We start from the raw sequence: 17691 nt of genomic DNA, 5'->3' as shown, positions 1-17691 counted from the left end.
ATAATAAAGGGTAGTCTTACTGAATGGAACCACTCTATTCCCAAACTGTGGTTTTTTCTTTTATCTTAACCTGCCCGCCAGTTTAAGCTTTGGCGATGTCGCTAAAGATGTGTTGGGAGTTAACTACAACCAAGAGTTCACATTACACGCTTATGTCCTCAGAATATCGTTATCAACTTCCTGTAAAACAAGGGGATACTCGCCAGCTGGGTCAGCTGACAGGTGCCGCTTGCGCCCTAGAATGTGCAGAAATCATTAAACGTCATGCTGGATTAGTCGTTCTTGTCACTCGTGATATGCAAAATGCACTGCGTTTACAAGATGAAATCCGTCAGTTTTGTGATTATCCTGTAGAGACATTATCTGATTGGGAAACATTGCCTTACGACAGTTTTTCTCCCCATCAAGAAATAATCTCTAACCGCCTTTCTACGCTATACCGTATTCCATCACTTCTCAAGGGAATTTTAATCTTACCCGTCAATACGTTAATGCAAAAAGTCTGCCCAACAGATTATCTCGCAAGTCATGCATTAATAATGAGTAAAGGAGAGCAACTTTCTCGCGACAATTTACGCAAAACATTTGATGAGGCGGGTTATCGTCATGTAGAACAAGTGTTAGAACATGGCGAGTATGCAACACGCGGCGCATTACTTGACCTATTCCCGATGGGCAGTGAATTTCCTTATCGAATTGACTTTTTTGATGATGAGATAGATAGCCTAAGAACTTTTGATGTTGATACGCAACGCACCTTAACAGAAGTCAAGCAGATCAAACTATTACCGGCTCATGAGTTTCCAACTGATCCTAATGCGATTGAACTCTTTCGTAGCCAATGGCGTGAACGTTTTGAAGTAAGACGTGATCCTGAACATATCTATCAACAAGTAAGTAAGCAAGTATTACCCGCAGGAATTGAATACTGGCAACCGCTCTTTTTTAGTCAGCCATTATCCAATTTATTTGCTTATTTCCCACAAAACACCTTAATTGTGACGCAAGATCTGCAAGATTGCGCTGATAAATTTTGGCAAGATATCAACCAACGTTATGAAAGCCGTCGTGTTGATCCCATGCGGCCATTACTGCCACCAGATGATATTTGGCTTAATGTCGAAACGCTCAATCAACAGTTGAAACAGTGGCCACGTATTCAACTTAAAACGCAAGCACTGCCGGAAAAAGCGGGTTATACCAATTTAGGTTATCAACCACTGCCTGATTTATCAGTCAATGCACAAAGTAAATCACCGCTTGATAATCTACGCCGTTTCCAAGAGCAATTTTCTGGCAGTATTGTTTTTTCGGTTGAAAGTGAAGGCCGGCGGGAAACCGTTCAAGAGCTCTTATCTAGAATTAAAATTGCCCCCAAACAAATTATTGAATTAGCGGATGCTAAAGAGAAAGGGTGTTATTTTATTATTGGCTCTGCAGAGCATGGCTTTATTGACAATTATCGTCAGTTAGCGCTGATCTGCGAAAGTGATATGTTAGGTGAGCGAGTCCACCGTCGCCGTCAAGATAATCGTCGCACCATCAATACCGATACACTGATCCGCAATCTGGCAGAATTAAGTCCCGGACAACCTGTTGTCCATCTTCAGCATGGGGTGGGTCGTTATCAAGGTATGACCACCTTAGAAGCGGGTGGCGTAAAAGCAGAGTACTTGATCCTCTCGTATGCGGGAGATGACAAACTCTATGTTCCTGTTTCGTCACTGCATTTGATCAGTCGCTACTCTGGTGGGGCGGATGAAAATGCACCTCTTCATAAATTAGGGGGTGATGCTTGGACTCGTGCGCGCCAAAAAGCAGCTGAAAAAGTGCGTGATGTGGCGGCGGAATTATTAGATGTCTACGCTCAACGAGCCGTAAAATCTGGTTTTGCGTTTAAATTAGATAAAGAACAATATCACACTTTCCGCCAAAGCTTCCCTTTTGAAACCACACCCGATCAAGAGATGGCAATTAATGCCGTATTAAGTGATATGTGCCAAGCCATTGCAATGGATAGGTTAGTATGTGGTGATGTTGGTTTTGGTAAGACAGAAGTTGCTATGCGTGCGGCATTTCTTGCAATAAGCAACAATAAGCAAGTGGCTATTTTGGTGCCTACTACCCTACTGGCTCAACAACACTTTGAAAACTTTCGTGATCGCTTTGCTAATTGGCCGGTCAATATTGAGATGATCTCACGTTTTCGTAGTGCCAAAGAGCAGCAGCAGATCACCGAAAAATTAGCAGAAGGCACCATTGATATCGTTATTGGTACACATAAATTATTACAATCGAGCATTCAATGGAAAGACTTAGGGTTATTAATTGTTGATGAGGAGCATCGCTTCGGTGTACGTCATAAAGAGCGTATTAAAGCAATGCGTGCCAATGTCGATATATTAACCTTAACGGCCACCCCTATTCCTCGTACGCTAAATATGGCGATGAGTGGTATGCGTGATCTGTCAATTATTGCCACCCCACCCGCTCGCCGTTTATCCGTTAAAACATTTGTCCGCGAATATGATGATCTGGTTGTTAGAGAGGCTATCTTGCGTGAAACATTACGTGGCGGGCAAGTGTACTATTTATATAACGATGTTGAAAATATAGAGAAAGCGCGTGATAGGCTAGCACAGTTAGTACCTGAAGCTCGTATTGGTATTGGCCATGGGCAAATGCGTGAACGTGAGCTTGAACGTGTGATGAACGATTTTCACCATCAACGATTTAATGTATTGCTCTGCACCACCATTATAGAAACGGGTATTGATATTCCGAGTGCCAATACCATTATTATTGAACGTGCTGATCACTTTGGTTTAGCGCAGCTACACCAATTACGTGGACGCGTTGGCCGCTCTCACCATCAAGCCTATGCTTATCTATTAACCCCTCATCCCAAAGCAATGACTAAAGATGCCCATAAACGCTTAGAAGCGATTGCCTCCCTAGAAGATCTCGGCGCAGGTTTTGCTTTAGCCACACATGATCTAGAAATTCGTGGTGCGGGAGAGTTATTAGGTGAAGAGCAAAGCGGTCAAATGAATACCGTTGGCTTCTCTTTATATATGGAGTTACTAGAAAGTGCAGTTGAAGCATTAAAAGAGGGTCGAGAGCCATCATTAGAAGATCTGACCAATCAGCAAACCGAAATTGAATTAAGAATGCCGGTGCTATTGCCCGATGACTATATTCCTGATGTCAATGTAAGACTCTCTTTCTATAAACGTATTGCCAGTGCCAAAGACTTAAATGAACTTAATGATCTAAGGGCAGAGCTTATTGATAGATTCGGCACCTTACCTGATGCAGGACGCAACTTATTACGTAATGCGGCTATTCGATTAAGCGCCATGAGTTTAGGTATATCTCGCATTGAAGCCCATGACAAAGGTGGCTTTATTGAGTTTGGTGAAAAAAATAATGTCGACCCGACTTATTTAATCGGTTTATTGCAAGAGCAACCGAGCGTCTTCCGTTTAGATGGCCCTACCAAATTGAAATTTATGATAAGCCTAACCGATCGAGAAAAACGACTCACTTTTATCGACGATATGCTCACCGCTTTTAGTGAACACAAAATAAACGCATTGTCTGTTTAGATAATAAAATGCAAAAAGGCCTAACATAATAAATATTAGGCCTTTTTTATCTTATCAGTTATCAGCGTTAATGCTAAAAAGAAAACCGTTACTCTTTACGGCAAGGAATATTTTCATTCATAGAACAATATGGCTCTTGCTCCAAAACAAGTCGGCCATCGCTATCTAGCGCGATGATATCGCCCGGTTTAAATGTCGTTCTCACTTTACCCGGTGTACCATCAATTGTGTAAAGCACATCATAACCGATAACTCGCCTTTCTTGGCGGTAAATGGGAATACATTCTCTGAATTGAGCATAAGGGAAGTGAGCAATACTTTTATTGTTTAGCGCTTCTATCATATAGAAAACACGGCACTCTTGCTCTGCGGGATGAAAACGCGATAATCTTTCTGGTGTAAATTGTGTAGGCAGTCCAATACGATGGCAATACTCTTCTGTCACAAAAACGGTTGATTTAATCGGTGTTGCTGAAACCACATGGGCAAATTGTGGCCGTGGAAATATCCACTTCCAAGCGACAAATAAAAGAATAGCTAATACAAGGATTAGTCCTATTAGTGTGAACTTTTTGCTATCAACACTCACTTTTTCCCCTTTTTATGCGTTTATCCCTATTTTACTATTTTTTTGTTATAAGCGGATTTCACTCTTTTATCACCATGTTGTAATTCAATATGTTGAATGAATAAGCTTATATGAAAAAATATATTATTACGTCCTTGCTGATTAACATCATAAGTAAACTATGTACTTATAACATGGTAAATACACCACTAATTATTGTTTTAATCAGTTAATTAAATACGCGCTATTTTCTAATTATTTTCAAAAAAATTAAGAATGAACTTAAATATTTCTTATCTCATCAATGAAATCTAATTTCATTTACATATTTATAAATATAGCGTAATGATAACATCAAGTTAACAAATGTAATCTCTTTTAAGAAACTTCTTCATTAACCTTTACATAGCCGATTTGCTTTTCACTATGCGTAACAGATTGGTTTGTACATAAAGATAATAAAAATAATAGATTAAATACATGTTTTTTATTCACATATATTATTTATAAGTTTTAATATGTATCTTTAAATACCATAACATTTTATGACCTAAATAAATTCTTAAAAGCGCCTATTTCTATTTAAGAAAAATCTTAATTTATGAAAAACCTCTATTCTATTGAAGATTATTTTTATATATAAATAATTAAATTTATAGAAATAACACTATATTTTTCATAAAGTTATTTGAAATTGAAGCTTAATATTATTAAAAAATTAATTCGATATCCACATAAATATTTTCTACTGAATTAATCATCTAATTCAGAGATTCTTATTTTGACTGTTCACAATTATTACTACTCTTTAGATAGATAAAACCCCCGACAATATAAATACTGCGGGGGGTTAAAATAAACTTTTGTTTGCTAAAAGAAACAAAAGTTAGAAAAATAAACCATTATTCACTAATGAAGTTTTAGTTTTGGTCTAATCACACGATTGATTGATCCAACTAACATCATCAAACCTGTTTTAAGATAACCATGTAACGCAATTTGATGCATACGGTATAAAGAAATATAAACGATACGTGCAATACGCCCTTCTATCATCATATCGCCTTTCATTAAGTTGCCCATCAAACTCCCTACCGTACTAAATTTAGAGAGCGAAACTAACGAGCCATGATCTTTAAACACATATTCTTTTAACGTTTTACCCTTTAACATGGCTAAAATATTGCTATAACAACGGCTTGCCATTTGATGAGCGGATTGTGCCCTTGGCGGAACAAATCCTCCCTCTTTTCGCGGACAGGATGCACAATCACCAATCGCAAAAATCGCATCATCTAATGTTGTTTGTAGTGTCGGCTTAACGACTAATTGGTTAATACGATTGGTTTCTAATCCAGCGATATCTTTCATAAAGTCTGGGGCTTTGATCCCCGCAGCCCAAACCATCAGATCAGCATCAATATGCTCGCCATCTTTGGTATTTAACCCTTTTTCATCGGCGCTTGTTACCATGGTTTTCGTCATCACGCGCACACCCAACTTAGTCAGCTCTTGGTGTGCTGCACTTGAAATACGCACGGGTAATGCAGGTAATATTCGCTCACCCGCCTCAACAAGCGTGATATTAAGAGCTGATGGCGCTAATTTTTTTAAACCATAACTATTGAGTTGGCGAACAGCATTGTGTAATTCGGCAGATAATTCCACTCCAGTTGCACCACCACCCACAATCGCAATATTTACTTTACGATTTTCAGCTTCTGCGTTGGAGTCTGCTGAATATTTTAAAAATAAATTGAGCATTTCATTATGAAAACGGTGTGCTTGCTGTGGGCTATCTAAAAAAATGCAGTGCTCTTTGATCCCTGGGGTGCCAAAATCATTAGATTTACTGCCTAAGGCCATGACTAAAATATCATAATCGAGTTGACGCTCTGGAACTAATAGCTCTTGATTTTCATCATAAATAGCAGCCAAAGTGATATTTTTATGTTGGCGATCAAGCCCTGTTAAAGTGCCTAATTGAAAATTAAAGTGATGGTTATAACCATGAGCGAGATAACTTAATGCATCAACACCATCATCTAATGAGCCTGTGGCAACTTCATGTAACAGAGGTTTCCATAAGTGACTATTATTTCTATCAACAAGGGTAATTTCTGCTTTTTTTTTGCGCCCTAACTTATCACCCAATTTAGTCGCTAGTTCTAATCCACCAGCTCCACCACCGACTATAACAATTTTTGTTAATGACATATAACGTCACTCCTAAAGATATTTACTGTTGTTATTTAAGTCATCTTGGTTAAATCCACTTAAATAACGACAGTTAAAACGTTTCAGTCAATGATTTTGATAATAGCCAAAGCTCATTGGCAATATGGTCATACCAAAGTTGATTTATATCAAAAAAATTTGAATTTTCATACCTGTTTTTTGATGAATCGAGTCATTTAGGTTGTTTTTCATTCGCCAATAGAACATCTTATTAACATATGGCTATTTTTTACCATAACTATCAATTAGATAGAGGATATAAGTGAATAATTCAGTCGGAATATGAGAGGGGCTTAAAATAATAAAGAAAAGGAAAAATATAAATCAAAAAAGATGGACAAAATGCACTCTGTCCATCTTACATAAGCCAATTTTAAGCGGGGATTTTGCTATTAAATGCTTTAATTTTAAAAAGATGTTCTGACAAGCTTTTGAACTTATGTGTCTGCGTTTCATCCCAAATAATCGAATAATAAGGTGATAACTCATCAGCAGAACGCTGGTTATCTAAAATCTCATCATGACGGGATAAAATCACTAATGCATTGTCTCTATTTTTAGAGCGAAAATCTTGAATACACTTAGTGGCAATATCTAAATACTCTTCAGGTCTATCAATCTTATCAGTCATATTTTCATATGGAAAAAGATTGGGGTTAATCATTACTTGGCGAATATTAGATAAAAAACCGATACGCTCTGCCCAGTAGCCACCTAATCCTACACCACAAATCAGCACCGGCTGTTTTGTCGATTTAATCAGTTTATCCGTCTCTTTGAGTAGATGTTGCATATCGTGACGTGGATGCAACGTACTGTAACTGAGAAAACGGACATCAGGATCAATAAACTGTAGCTGTAATACCTTCTCATGATTTCCCGGACTGGTGGAATCAAAGCCATGTAAATATATAATCATGCGCGCTCCTGCCATTGCTCCTGTAATTGGGTCAGCATTTGATTCGCTTTTTTCCAACGATCAGATGCTTGCAGTTCACTTAATGTGTAACGACCTCGGTGATGGTACAACGCCGAAATGCGTTCTGCTTTGACAAAGGACAGGTTATCTAACACACTTACCGCCCCTTTACGGTTATTACACACTAAAAGCATATCACAACCTGCATCTAATGAACGTTGTGCTCTCTGCGCATAACTTCCCATAATAGCGGCGCCTTCCATAGATAAATCATCAGAGAAAATAACGCCTTGGAAACCGAGTTGTTCACGTAAAATTGATTTCAACCAATAAGGAGAGCCACTTGCTGGACGCTCATCAATCTGAGAATAAATAACATGAGCTGGCATAATGGCATCTAATAATTGACGTTGGATAAAATCTTTAAAGATAGCCATATCACGTTGACGAATATCGTTTAAAGAGCGCTCATCACGTGGCGTTTCTTTATGGGAATCGGCTCTGACTGCACCATGACCAGGAAAATGCTTACCTGTTGATTTCATACCTGCAGAGCGCATTCCTTTAATAAAGCTTTCCGCCATATCCATAGCAATTTCTGGACACTCATGGAAAGAGCGCTCACCGATAGCAATACAGTCATGACCAAGATCTAGGACTGGAGCAAAGCTAATATCAATATCCATTGCGATCATTTCTGATGCCATTAACCAACCGGCCTCTTGTGCTAAGCGACTAGCTTGATAGCGCTCATTAAGCGCAGCATAAGATTGCGCGGCAGGTAAGCGAGTAAAACCATCACGAAATCGCTGTACTCGCCCTCCTTCTTGGTCAACGGCAATCACTAAACGCTCATGGGAAGCATCACGGATTTGGCGCACTAATTCATTTAACTGCTCAGCGTCGTGGAAGTTGCGGGTAAAGAGGATCAAACCACCAACAAGGGGATGCTTTAAAATTTCACGCTCCTCGTTATCGAGCTCATATCCTTCAACATCAAGCATTACAGGACCCATAACATTCCTCTCTTTGTTATTGCAATAATAAAATCTTTTCAATTCATCAGACTAAAATAGCGACGTAAAGGTTCAGACATAGCCAAAAACGCGTTATCTTTGGTTTGTTGCCAACGAACCTCATACCACATCAGCATCATATACAAGATAAAGGGTTCTCTTGATAAAATACGCTGCTTTAATACGTTAACCGAATAAAACGACTGCTGTTGTGGGTGCTGCCTATTTTGCTGATCATTATTTAATTCAGTATAGTGATGATATGCACAATACTCATGTAAAAATGCTGTTTGTTGTGCGCTGTTTAACTGATTTGCGGCAAAAAATGTCATTAATGAATCTGCCGTATCAATATCAGCGGCATATTCCCAATCAATAAATTTTATACCTGAATCGCTCAGAAGAATATTCTCAGGATGAAGATCCATGTGAGCTGGCGCGTATTTTATGAGTGTACGTCGAGGTTGACGTAAAAAATCGTGATGTAAACGTAACCACTTTGGTGATAATCGTTTTCTGTCAATATGATACCAATAGACTGAAAGTTCATGCCACAAATCAAGAGGAAGCCCAAAAGGTTTTTGCTGATGTAACTTAGCAATTTGATGAGCTAATGATTTGAGATGGGAGCCAAATAACTGCTGATGAGTAAGATGCTCACCCTCTAGCCACTGGAAAAAAAACCATGCACCATGGCGTTTAATAATATTTGGTGCAAGCTGAGTATTTAATAACTGTTTTAAAATCGAAGACTCTTTTTTAGCCCTGACAAAAAGTGCCGTTTTTTCAGTGCCATAATAACGAGCAACCCAATCTATCCCATTAGTTTGCAAACGAAAAGTACCGCCCCCTAATCCCGCTAAGGCGGTTATTTGCCACTGTGATAAGGGTATTGCGGGAAACCATTCCCGCAATAGGCTCAATAACTGTTGTTGATAAGACTTACTCAACCTTATGGCGCCCGCTCCAGAGTATTTCTCCGCTCGCAACCGACATTAATTGCATGCTGATCACACGATTATCTTTCTTACCATCGACAGTAGAAAACAAAATATAGTCTGCTTGCAAATAACGCGCTAAACCAATTGCCGCACTGCGCAATCCTAAGCTATCTTCACCGGATAGTCCTAATGCTTTTCTTGCTGACATCATTTGTGCATAAGGAACTGTTTGTAATGCACTAATACTATTTACCGAGTCGATAATTGTGTTAGTAGCATTAACAGCTTGGATGTTTCCGCCCGAATTATTTTTTACATTATCAACCACTAATAATTTGCCAGTTGCTAAATCATCAGTGACAGACATCTCTCTAATTAATGGCTGAATGGCCGCGTTCCAATTAATACTGGTTATTTTTGGCGGTGTTGGTACAACCTCTATGGGGGGCTCGATAGGTTTAGGTGGCTCTGTTGGCTCTGTGGGAGTAACAGGCTCTACAGGTGCTGGGGGTTGTTGTGGTAACATCGATGGACAACCTGCCAGTAAAAATACCGCTGCCACCACAAATAGCATTTTTTTCATATGACTACCTTATCCTAAGTAAAGAGATAGACTCTGACATAACTTACTGTTTTATTGGGTATATCAGCACTGATCTCAGTATCACCATCGCCCAAAATCATTACATCATTTACGCGGCCTGCCGGCGAAATTTCCAGTCCTTGCTCGTTATACCAATAAAAACGATAACGAATAGAGACAGGATAAGATCGCGTATTCGATAACGTCACCGTGGCGCGACTCCCCTGTTCATAACGCGTTAATAATGGTTTGCCTGCCACAATACCTACAGCTAAAACCGACGGCTCCATCACAATAGATTGTTGACGATTAAAATAGAGTTTATTGTCTGAATGAGACGCAAAACATCCAGCCAATAACGTTGTCATCAACAATACTATAAGTAATGAATAAACCCTTTTAGCTTGTTTTATCATGCTGCTACCTTGTTGCCATGATGATCTATTATCACATTAGATTATTTGCTTAATAATGGCCCTAATGGTTTTCCACCTAAAAGATGCATATGAATATGGAAAACTTCTTGCCCACCATGTTTATTGCAATTCATTACTAAACGATATCCCTCTTCTGCAATACCTTCTTGCTGAGCAATTTTAGCTGCCACAACAAATAGATGACCTAAAACTTGTTCATCTTGTGCAGTAACATCGTTTACCGTTGGAATAAGTTTATTGGGGATAATTAAAATATGAGTAGGCGCTTGGGGTGAAATATCACGAAATGCAGTGACAGTATCATCTTGAAAAACGATATCTGCAGGAATTTCACCACGAATAATTTTACTAAAAATTGTCTCTTCTGCCATTTTTATCACCTTATTATTTATTTTAATTCCTAGCCATCACTCGCCAATATTTCTATTGAACAACTTAGTCTGCGAGGTTTGGTATTTGAAAAAGTGTTGCAAAATTACGGGTGGTTTGCTGAGCAAGCTCTTCTATGCTCACCCCTTTTAATACGGCCATATACTCAGCAACATCACGTACATAAGCGGGTTGGTTCTCTTTACCACGATGAGGCACTGGCGCTAAATATGGTGAGTCCGTTTCAACCAGAATACGATCAAGTGGTACGATACGTGCAGCTTCTCTAATTTGCTCGGCATTTCTAAATGTCACAATGCCTGAAAAAGAGATGTACATACCAAGATCAAGTAGCGCCATTGCTGTTTCTTTATCTTCCGTAAAACAGTGCAATACACCGCCACAGTCTTGAACCTTTTCTTCTTTTAAAATAGTTAGCGTATCTTCACGAGCGCTACGCGTATGTACAATAACAGGTTTATTAACTTGGCGCCCAATGCGAATATGTTCACGGAAAATTTCACGCTGAAGTGACGCATTTTCTTGTTGATAATAGTAGTCTAAACCTGTTTCGCCTAATGCAACAACATCGGCCTCAGCTGCAAGGCGCGCAAGCTCAGCGACATCGTGTCCCTCATCAAGGTTTAATGGGTGAATCCCACAAGAAAAAGCCACATTATCACGCTTGCCGATCAGTTCGCGCATATTTTTAAAGCCAGGTAATGTTGTTGCGACTGCTAACATATATTTGACATCACGCTGTTGTGCTTTTTCTACAACATCATCAATATTTTTGTGCAGTTTTTCATAATCTAAGCTGTCAAGATGGCAGTGTGAATCAACTAAAAACATAATGTACTCTCATCGTTATATAACTTTATATTATTTCTTTTACTTGTCTGCTAAATGGAAAGGGAAATTATTTCCCTAGAGCAACTAGCTGGGCTTCCCAATCAAGTAACTGTTCTGCCAACAATAGCTCTTTATTGATTGCTGGAATGGTAACTAATTGATGGCGACACTGTTTCCAACTTTCGCTCACCGCTAACAACATTGCAGAAGGCAACTGTGATAACGCCATAATTAATGGCTGCTTATCTTGGTTGACACAATACACTTCAGCATGAGTTTGTCGTTTTAAAGCATCCAACAGTAATGATAATAACCAATAGATCTTACGTTCAGCATTATCTTGATTGAACTGAGCTAACAACCCATATAAATTTTGTTGTTGTAAGCTAACATATAACGCTTGGCAGAAGGCTTCCCTTTCTTGCCATTCTTGTTTTAGTAATGATAACGCTAAAACGGGCGCACCTTGAGATAGGTTTAATGCTGTGACACCATCGGCATAAGCCATATTAGGTAGCTGTTGTTGTAGCCAATGTATCGCATAATTCATCTCAGGCGGTGCTAAATGGTAATAGAAACAGCGACTACGTAGTGTTGCTAGCAATATTTCAGGTTGTTGACAATTCAATAAAAAATAGCAATTAACTGGTGGCTCTTCTAAGGTCTTTAATAACGCATTGGCTGCCGCTTCTGTTAATGCCTCAACCTCTTTTATCCATACCACTCGTGAGCCACCTTGTTGTGCATGGTGCTCAAGCTTTTCGGTGACTTTTCTAACCGCTTCGATCCCTATTGATGACTTTCCCTTTTCATTTTGCAAGATATGCCAATCTGGATGTGTTTCTGCCAACATCAAACGGCAACTATGACACTCATTACAGCTTTTTGAACCCTGCTTATTCTGACACATTAACCAACGACTTAATCCATAAGAAAGTGCATCAGCCCCCATTCCTTGAGATGCATGCAACAAAATCGCATGATGACCACGCCCTTCTTGGTACATACTTACCAGTTGTCGATATGCCTGATTTAACCAAGGATACCAATTCATAATGCGCTATTTTCCTGAGTCAGCCACTGATTGAGTACATCGCGAATATCCGCTTGTACTTTATCAATATCTTGTGATGCATCAATGGTAATAATCGAGGCGTCTTCTTTTGCTAATGCTTGATAACGTTCACGAGTGCGGTAAAAAAAGTCCATAGACTCTTTTTCTATTCTGTCCAATTCACCTCTTGCTCGTGCTCTGGCTAGACCAACGGCCGGATCTAAATCAAGATAAAGGGTAAGATCAGGTTTAAAATCTGCTAATACCGTATCACGTAGTGACTTCATCAGGGCTTTGTCAATTCCTCGACCACCACCTTGATATGCTTGTGAAGAGAGATCATGTCTATCCCCTATCACCCACTTACCTTGGGCTAAAGCTGGTTTTATCACATTTTCAACCAGTTGCACACGTGCAGCATATAACATTAGCAATTCAGCTTTATCGGTAACTTTTTCGCCTTCAATACCTTGTTTAATCAATTCCCGTAATTTTTCTGCAAGCGGAGTTCCCCCCGGCTCGCGCGTAAAGGCCAAATCGGTGATCCCTTGTTGTTTTAATGTATCAACAACCGTTTGAATAGCACTGGTTTTGCCAGCCCCTTCTAATCCTTCAATAACAATAAATTTGCTGTTTTTCATAATTATCTTTGTTGTAAGCGTCGGTATTGTGCGACGGCTTTATTATGCTCCGCCAACGTTGTAGAAAACTTATGTCCCCCAGTGCCATCTGCGACAAAATAGAGATAACGCGTATCCGCAGGATGTGCTGCGGCTTTAATGGAAGCAACACTTGGCATAGCAATCGGTGTTGGCGGTAGCCCATCAATTTGGTAGGTATTGTAAGGCGTATAGCCATTAAGATCACTGCGATAAATCGTACCGCGATATTTATCACCTAACCCATAAATCACAGTGGGATCAGTTTGTAAGCGCATATTACGTTTTAAACGATTAACAAACACTGAGGCCACTTTGGTTCTTTCTGCATCAATGCCAGTCTCTTTTTCAATAATCGATGCCATAATCAACATTTCATAGGCAGATTTATAGGGTAAATCACTATCGCGTTTTAGCCACTCTTCTTCTAATGTTTTTTCCATTTGCTGATAAGCACGTTTTAAAATGGCAATATCCGTCGTGCCTGCGGTGTAATGGTAAGTATCAGGAGCAAACCAACCCTCAAGATGGGTAATTTCAGGCTTCATTCCTATCTCTTGGCGTAACTTATCGCTTTCCATACCATTTGCGACAATCTTTAACTCAGGGGCTTTATCAAAAATAGCTTGCCAATCACTTAAACGGCTACCCTCGATAAATCGAATCGTAAACTGCGCCTCTTTGCCACTTTTTATTAACAGCAAAACATCTCGCAGTGTCATGCCTTTTGTTAAACGATAAGTCCCTGCTTTAAATTGACTGAGTTCTGGTTTTACTTTTAATAAAATTTGAAAATAATCTCCTTGTTTAAGAAGATTATTCTTAATAAGCAATTGTTCCATCGCAATACGCCCTGTTCCTGCCGGAACAGTAAGCAGCATTTCATCTTGCTTTACCACAACATTGTTCTCTAACCCACGAAGGCTTTGCATAATATATAATGTGGCTGCGCCAGCGCTAATCAATAATGCAAAAAAGGCTATCCAAACTAATTTTTTTATCTTCATTTATAACTCATCAAACGTTAAGTCAGTGACAAACAGTGTTGTAAAACAACATGGTAAGCGTCTCTATCGCGATATTGATAGTGCTTATCATCTGAAAAATAGATCTGTTTTACGGGAATAATGGGCATCAGTGCATTGGTTAACCAAATTTCATCTGCTTGATAGAGCGTTTGCGGTTTTTCTCGCACAATGTGAATATCCCAGTCCAATTGTTGCGCAAAATCTAATACCTGCTGGCGCATGATCCCATTCACACCCGAAAGGCTAATATCCGGGGTAAATAATTGATTTCCTTTACGCCAGAAAAGGTTTGCGGCATTCGCTTCAACTAAATATCCTTCATTGTCACACACTAACATGTCATCAAATGGGGTTGTTTCTAAATGGTGTTTAATCAGCACTTGCTCTAAGCGATTAAGATGCTTGATACCGGCTAATAAACTATTTTGTCCCAATCTCACTGGGCTAATGGCTAAAGAAACCCCTTGCTTTTGTAAGTTATGATAATAAAACGGGTAAGTTGAGCAGGATGTGATCACTGTGGGTGTGTCAAAGCCTTTCGATGAATAGCCTCGCCCACCGCTTCCGCGGCTAATAATCACCTTAATAACACTTTTTTCAGTGATTGTGGACGCTATTTGTAGAAGATGGCTGGCTAACCATTGCCAGTCTGGTGAGGGTAAAAACAGTGCATCACAACCGCGTTGTAAACGCTTAAGGTGAGCAGATAATAGAATAGGTTTACCTTGTTCAACGGCAAGTGTTGTAAAACAGCCATCACCAAATTGTACCGCGCGATCACTCACATTGATGCTTTGTTGCTGTTGTCCATTTACCCAATACATCAAACACCTTATTTATAATCTATGTTATTGATATTTTTTGTACATGATAAACAAGTTAATGTAAAAGGACAAAGCTATAGATAAAATAAAAGACCCAGCATGACGTCTGGGTCTTTAGACTAATTCAATACGCGAATAAGCGGTTTACACACGCTTAAAGAGAATCGAACCGTTGGTACCACCAAAGCCAAATGAGTTACATAGTGCATAGTCCATATTCTCAACTTTACGCGCTTTGTGTGGTACGAAATCAAGGTGACAATGTTCATCTTGATTATCAAGATTGATTGTTGGCGGTACAATTTGGTCACGTAAAGACAAAATAGTAAAGATAGACTCAATCGCCCCGGCAGCACCTAATAAGTGACCCGTCATCGATTTTGTTGAGCTAACTAATACATCAGTCCCTTTGCCAAATACCGTTTCAACAGCTTGCGCTTCTGCAATATCACCCGCATTAGTAGAAGTACCATGCGCATTGATATAACCGACATCAGCAGCAGTAATACCCGCATCTTTCAATGCGTTTTCCATTGCAAGTGCACCACCGGCGCCATTTTCTGCAGGAGAGGTCATATGGTAAGCATCACTACTCATACCAAAACCAACAACTTCTGCATAAATTTTAGCGCCACGTGCTTTAGCGTGTTCATACTCTTCGAGGACTAACACACCTGCACCATCACCTAACACGAAACCATCACGATCTTTATCCCATGGGCGACTTGCCGCTTGAGGATCATCATTACGTGTTGATAATGCACGTACTGCACCAAAACCACCAACACCTAATGGTGTTGTTGCTTTTTCAGCGCCGCCCGCTAACATCACATCAGCATCACCATAAGCGATAATACGAGCGGCATGCCCGATATTATGCACACCTGATGTACATGCAGTTGCGATAGAAATGGTCGGTCCACGTAAGCCATAAATAATGCTTAAATGGCCAGCAACCATATTAATGATGGTTGAAGGAACAAAGAATGGGCTAATTTTACGAGGGCCACCATTGATTAATGATGAATGATTTTCCTCGATAAGGCCTAAGCCACCAATACCAGAACCAATAGCAGCTCCGATACGACTTGCATTGGCTTCTGTTACTTCAAGACCTGAATCCGCAATGGCTTGAACACCTGCTGCAATACCATATTGAATAAAGAGATCCATCTTGCGCGCATCTTTACGCGAAAGATTGTAATCTTCATGATTGAAATCTTTTACCAATCCTGCGAATTTAGTCGCATGATGACTGGTGTCAAATTCTTCGATAAGGCCGATACCACTCTGTCCGGCACACACAGCTTTCCAAGAAGCTTCTGCGTTATTACCGACAGGAGATAACATGCCTAGTCCGGTCACAACTACACGACGCTTAGACACGCTTATCCTCCAAGGAGGGAAAAAGTTTAGGATTAAGAATATAGGCGGTCGAGTGACCGCCTAGATTAGCAAGCTTATTTACCTGCGTTTTCAACGTAATCAATAGCAGCTTGAACTGTAGTAATTTTTTCTGCTTCTTCGTCTGGGATTTCGATATCGAATTCTTCTTCCAGAGCCATTACCAGCTCAACTGTGTCAAGAGAATCAGCGCCTAAGTCATCAACAAATGAAGCTGAATTCACAACTTCTTCCTCTTTAACACCCAGTTGTTCAACAATGATTTTCTTAACGCGTTCGTCGATAGTGCTCATACTATTAAATTTCCTATCAAAACTCGCTTGCGCGATGATTTTCTTAGTTTATAAATACAGGAAAAGATCTAACCAATCCCGACTGTGTGGACTACTTTATTCGCTATATTTTGCATTATATTGTACGCAAAAAGCAAATATAAAGACGTCCCCGTAATTAGACCATGTACATGCCGCCATTGACATGCAATGTTTCACCCGTGATATAGCCTGCTTCATCAGAAGCTAAGAAAGCTACAGCACTGGCAATCTCTTTGGCATCACCTAAACGGTTAGCTGGCACTTGAGATAAAATACCGGCTCTTTGGTCTTCTGTTAACGCTCTGGTCATATCAGTTTCGATAAAGCCAGGAGCAACAACATTTACCGTAATGCCACGGGAAGCAACTTCGCGTGCTAATGATTTACTAAAACCAATCACACCCGCTTTTGCTGCCGCGTAGTTTGCCTGTCCAGCATTACCCATGGTTCCAACTACTGAACCAATAGTAATTATGCGACCATAACGTTTTTTCATCATAGCACGCATAACTGCTTTAGACAGACGGAAGACTGATGAAAGATTAGTGTCAATGATATCTTGCCACTCATCATCTTTCATGCGCATCAACAGGTTATCACGAGTAATACCTGCATTATTGACCAAAATATCAATTTCGCCAAATTCCGCGCGCACATCAGCTAAAAATTTCTCAATAGAGTCAGTTTCTGTGACGTTTAACACAAAACCTTTACCTTTATTGCCTAAATATTCGCTGATCGCTTTAGCACCGTTTTCACTCGTTGCTGTACCAATTACGGTAGCACCACATGCTATTAGCTTTTCTGCAATCGCACGGCCAATACCACGGCTTGCACCAGTAACTAGCGCTATTTTTCCGTCAAATCCCATGAGATC

At 39.7% G+C, this 17691-nt stretch carries 17 protein-coding genes; 1 reads left to right on the top strand and 16 read right to left on the bottom strand.

All coding sequences use genetic code 11. The annotated features are described in order from the left end of the window. Nucleotides 1-152 precede the first annotated feature (152 nt). The gene (gene mfd, locus AACQ49_RS07885) at nucleotides 153-3608 is read left to right on the top strand and encodes a transcription-repair coupling factor (protein ID WP_161778971.1); all 3456 of its coding nucleotides are present in this window, start codon (nucleotides 153-155) and stop codon (nucleotides 3606-3608) included. Between the two features lie 88 nt (nucleotides 3609-3696). Here mfd and umoD read toward each other — a convergent pair whose 3' ends face one another. The 16 genes from umoD to fabG form a co-directional block, all read right to left on the bottom strand. Beyond that, nucleotides 3697-4197: a flagellar biogenesis regulator UmoD gene (gene umoD, locus AACQ49_RS07880; RefSeq protein ID WP_036908097.1), complete on the bottom strand. Its 501-nt coding sequence runs from the start codon at nucleotides 4195-4197 to the stop codon at nucleotides 3697-3699. Nucleotides 4198-5085: 888 nt separating this feature from the next. After that, on the bottom strand, nucleotides 5086-6393 hold the full coding sequence (locus tag AACQ49_RS07875) for an NAD(P)/FAD-dependent oxidoreductase (RefSeq protein WP_004247101.1): 1308 nt from the start codon (nucleotides 6391-6393) through the stop codon (nucleotides 5086-5088). Nucleotides 6394-6787: 394 nt separating this feature from the next. After that, the gene (gene ycfP / locus AACQ49_RS07870) at nucleotides 6788-7333 is read right to left on the bottom strand and encodes an alpha/beta hydrolase YcfP (protein WP_004247100.1); all 546 of its coding nucleotides are present in this window, start codon (nucleotides 7331-7333) and stop codon (nucleotides 6788-6790) included. Beyond that, nucleotides 7330-8349, bottom strand: a complete 1020-nt coding sequence (gene nagZ, locus AACQ49_RS07865) for a beta-N-acetylhexosaminidase (RefSeq protein ID WP_004247099.1) — start codon at nucleotides 8347-8349, stop codon at nucleotides 7330-7332. Before nagZ ends, ycfP begins: the two co-directional genes overlap by 4 nt. Nucleotides 8350-8387: 38 nt before the next feature. Next, nucleotides 8388-9299, bottom strand: a complete 912-nt coding sequence (locus AACQ49_RS07860; RefSeq protein ID WP_046335331.1) for a phosphotransferase — start codon at nucleotides 9297-9299, stop codon at nucleotides 8388-8390. Further along, the gene (locus tag AACQ49_RS07855; RefSeq protein ID WP_004247096.1) at nucleotides 9292-9873 is read right to left on the bottom strand and encodes a penicillin-binding protein activator LpoB; all 582 of its coding nucleotides are present in this window, start codon (nucleotides 9871-9873) and stop codon (nucleotides 9292-9294) included. The genes AACQ49_RS07860 and AACQ49_RS07855 overlap by 8 nt, the downstream gene beginning before the upstream one ends. 14 nt (nucleotides 9874-9887) lie before the next feature. Further along, nucleotides 9888-10289, bottom strand: coding sequence for a YcfL family protein (locus AACQ49_RS07850; protein WP_004247095.1), 402 nt, complete (start codon nucleotides 10287-10289; stop codon nucleotides 9888-9890). A gap of 41 nt (nucleotides 10290-10330) precedes the next feature. Continuing rightward, on the bottom strand, nucleotides 10331-10681 hold the full coding sequence (hinT, locus tag AACQ49_RS07845; protein ID WP_004247827.1) for a purine nucleoside phosphoramidase: 351 nt from the start codon (nucleotides 10679-10681) through the stop codon (nucleotides 10331-10333). 64 nt (nucleotides 10682-10745) lie between these two features. Next, nucleotides 10746-11531 (bottom strand): metal-dependent hydrolase, encoded by a 786-nt coding sequence (locus AACQ49_RS07840; protein ID WP_004247093.1) that lies wholly within the window; start codon nucleotides 11529-11531, stop codon nucleotides 10746-10748. A gap of 67 nt (nucleotides 11532-11598) precedes the next feature. Then, nucleotides 11599-12585: a DNA polymerase III subunit delta' gene (gene holB, locus AACQ49_RS07835; protein WP_004247092.1), complete on the bottom strand. Its 987-nt coding sequence runs from the start codon at nucleotides 12583-12585 to the stop codon at nucleotides 11599-11601. After that, the gene (tmk, locus tag AACQ49_RS07830) at nucleotides 12582-13226 is read right to left on the bottom strand and encodes a dTMP kinase (protein ID WP_004247091.1); all 645 of its coding nucleotides are present in this window, start codon (nucleotides 13224-13226) and stop codon (nucleotides 12582-12584) included. Before tmk ends, holB begins: the two co-directional genes overlap by 4 nt. A gap of 2 nt (nucleotides 13227-13228) precedes the next feature. Then, nucleotides 13229-14251, bottom strand: a complete 1023-nt coding sequence (gene mltG / locus AACQ49_RS07825) for an endolytic transglycosylase MltG (RefSeq protein ID WP_004247090.1) — start codon at nucleotides 14249-14251, stop codon at nucleotides 13229-13231. A 17-nt stretch (nucleotides 14252-14268) separates the two neighbouring features. Then, nucleotides 14269-15096, bottom strand: a complete 828-nt coding sequence (gene pabC / locus AACQ49_RS07820; protein WP_004247089.1) for an aminodeoxychorismate lyase — start codon at nucleotides 15094-15096, stop codon at nucleotides 14269-14271. Nucleotides 15097-15240: 144 nt separating this feature from the next. Beyond that, on the bottom strand, nucleotides 15241-16482 hold the full coding sequence (gene fabF / locus AACQ49_RS07815; RefSeq protein ID WP_004247823.1) for a beta-ketoacyl-ACP synthase II: 1242 nt from the start codon (nucleotides 16480-16482) through the stop codon (nucleotides 15241-15243). A gap of 74 nt (nucleotides 16483-16556) precedes the next feature. After that, nucleotides 16557-16793, bottom strand: a complete 237-nt coding sequence (acpP, locus tag AACQ49_RS07810; RefSeq protein ID WP_004247087.1) for an acyl carrier protein — start codon at nucleotides 16791-16793, stop codon at nucleotides 16557-16559. 157 nt (nucleotides 16794-16950) lie between these two features. Further along, on the bottom strand, nucleotides 16951-17685 hold the full coding sequence (gene fabG, locus AACQ49_RS07805; RefSeq protein ID WP_004247085.1) for a 3-oxoacyl-ACP reductase FabG: 735 nt from the start codon (nucleotides 17683-17685) through the stop codon (nucleotides 16951-16953). Nucleotides 17686-17691 lie beyond the last annotated feature (6 nt).

Origin of the sequence: Proteus sp. G2675 (assembly GCF_963886535.1) — a bacterium.
GTDB classification, from domain to species: domain Bacteria; phylum Pseudomonadota; class Gammaproteobacteria; order Enterobacterales; family Enterobacteriaceae; genus Proteus; species Proteus mirabilis.
This window is presented reverse-complemented; position numbering and strand designations above follow the sequence as displayed.

Bases quoted from the DNA above. Each gene is read 5' to 3' on its own strand.
- fabG (WP_004247085.1), bottom strand. From the start codon at position 17,685: ATGGGATTTGACGGAAAAATAGCGCTAGTTACTGGTGCAAGCCGTGGT.
- hinT (WP_004247827.1), bottom strand. From the start codon at position 10,681: ATGGCAGAAGAGACAATTTTTAGTAAAATTATTCGTGGTGAAATTCCT.
- ycfP (WP_004247100.1), bottom strand. From the start codon at position 7,333: ATGATTATATATTTACATGGCTTTGATTCCACCAGTCCGGGAAATCAT.
- holB (WP_004247092.1), bottom strand. From the start codon at position 12,585: ATGAATTGGTATCCTTGGTTAAATCAGGCATATCGACAACTGGTAAGT.
- AACQ49_RS07840 (WP_004247093.1), bottom strand. From the start codon at position 11,531: ATGTTTTTAGTTGATTCACACTGCCATCTTGACAGCTTAGATTATGAA.
- AACQ49_RS07875 (WP_004247101.1), bottom strand. From the start codon at position 6,393: ATGTCATTAACAAAAATTGTTATAGTCGGTGGTGGAGCTGGTGGATTA.
- AACQ49_RS07855 (WP_004247096.1), bottom strand. From the start codon at position 9,873: ATGAAAAAAATGCTATTTGTGGTGGCAGCGGTATTTTTACTGGCAGGT.
- tmk (WP_004247091.1), bottom strand. From the start codon at position 13,226: ATGAAAAACAGCAAATTTATTGTTATTGAAGGATTAGAAGGGGCTGGC.
- mltG (WP_004247090.1), bottom strand. From the start codon at position 14,251: ATGAAGATAAAAAAATTAGTTTGGATAGCCTTTTTTGCATTATTGATT.
- nagZ (WP_004247099.1), bottom strand. From the start codon at position 8,349: ATGGGTCCTGTAATGCTTGATGTTGAAGGATATGAGCTCGATAACGAG.
- acpP (WP_004247087.1), bottom strand. From the start codon at position 16,793: ATGAGCACTATCGACGAACGCGTTAAGAAAATCATTGTTGAACAACTG.
- pabC (WP_004247089.1), bottom strand. From the start codon at position 15,096: ATGTATTGGGTAAATGGACAACAGCAACAAAGCATCAATGTGAGTGAT.
- mfd (WP_161778971.1), top strand. From the start codon at position 153: ATGTCCTCAGAATATCGTTATCAACTTCCTGTAAAACAAGGGGATACT.
- AACQ49_RS07850 (WP_004247095.1), bottom strand. From the start codon at position 10,289: ATGATAAAACAAGCTAAAAGGGTTTATTCATTACTTATAGTATTGTTG.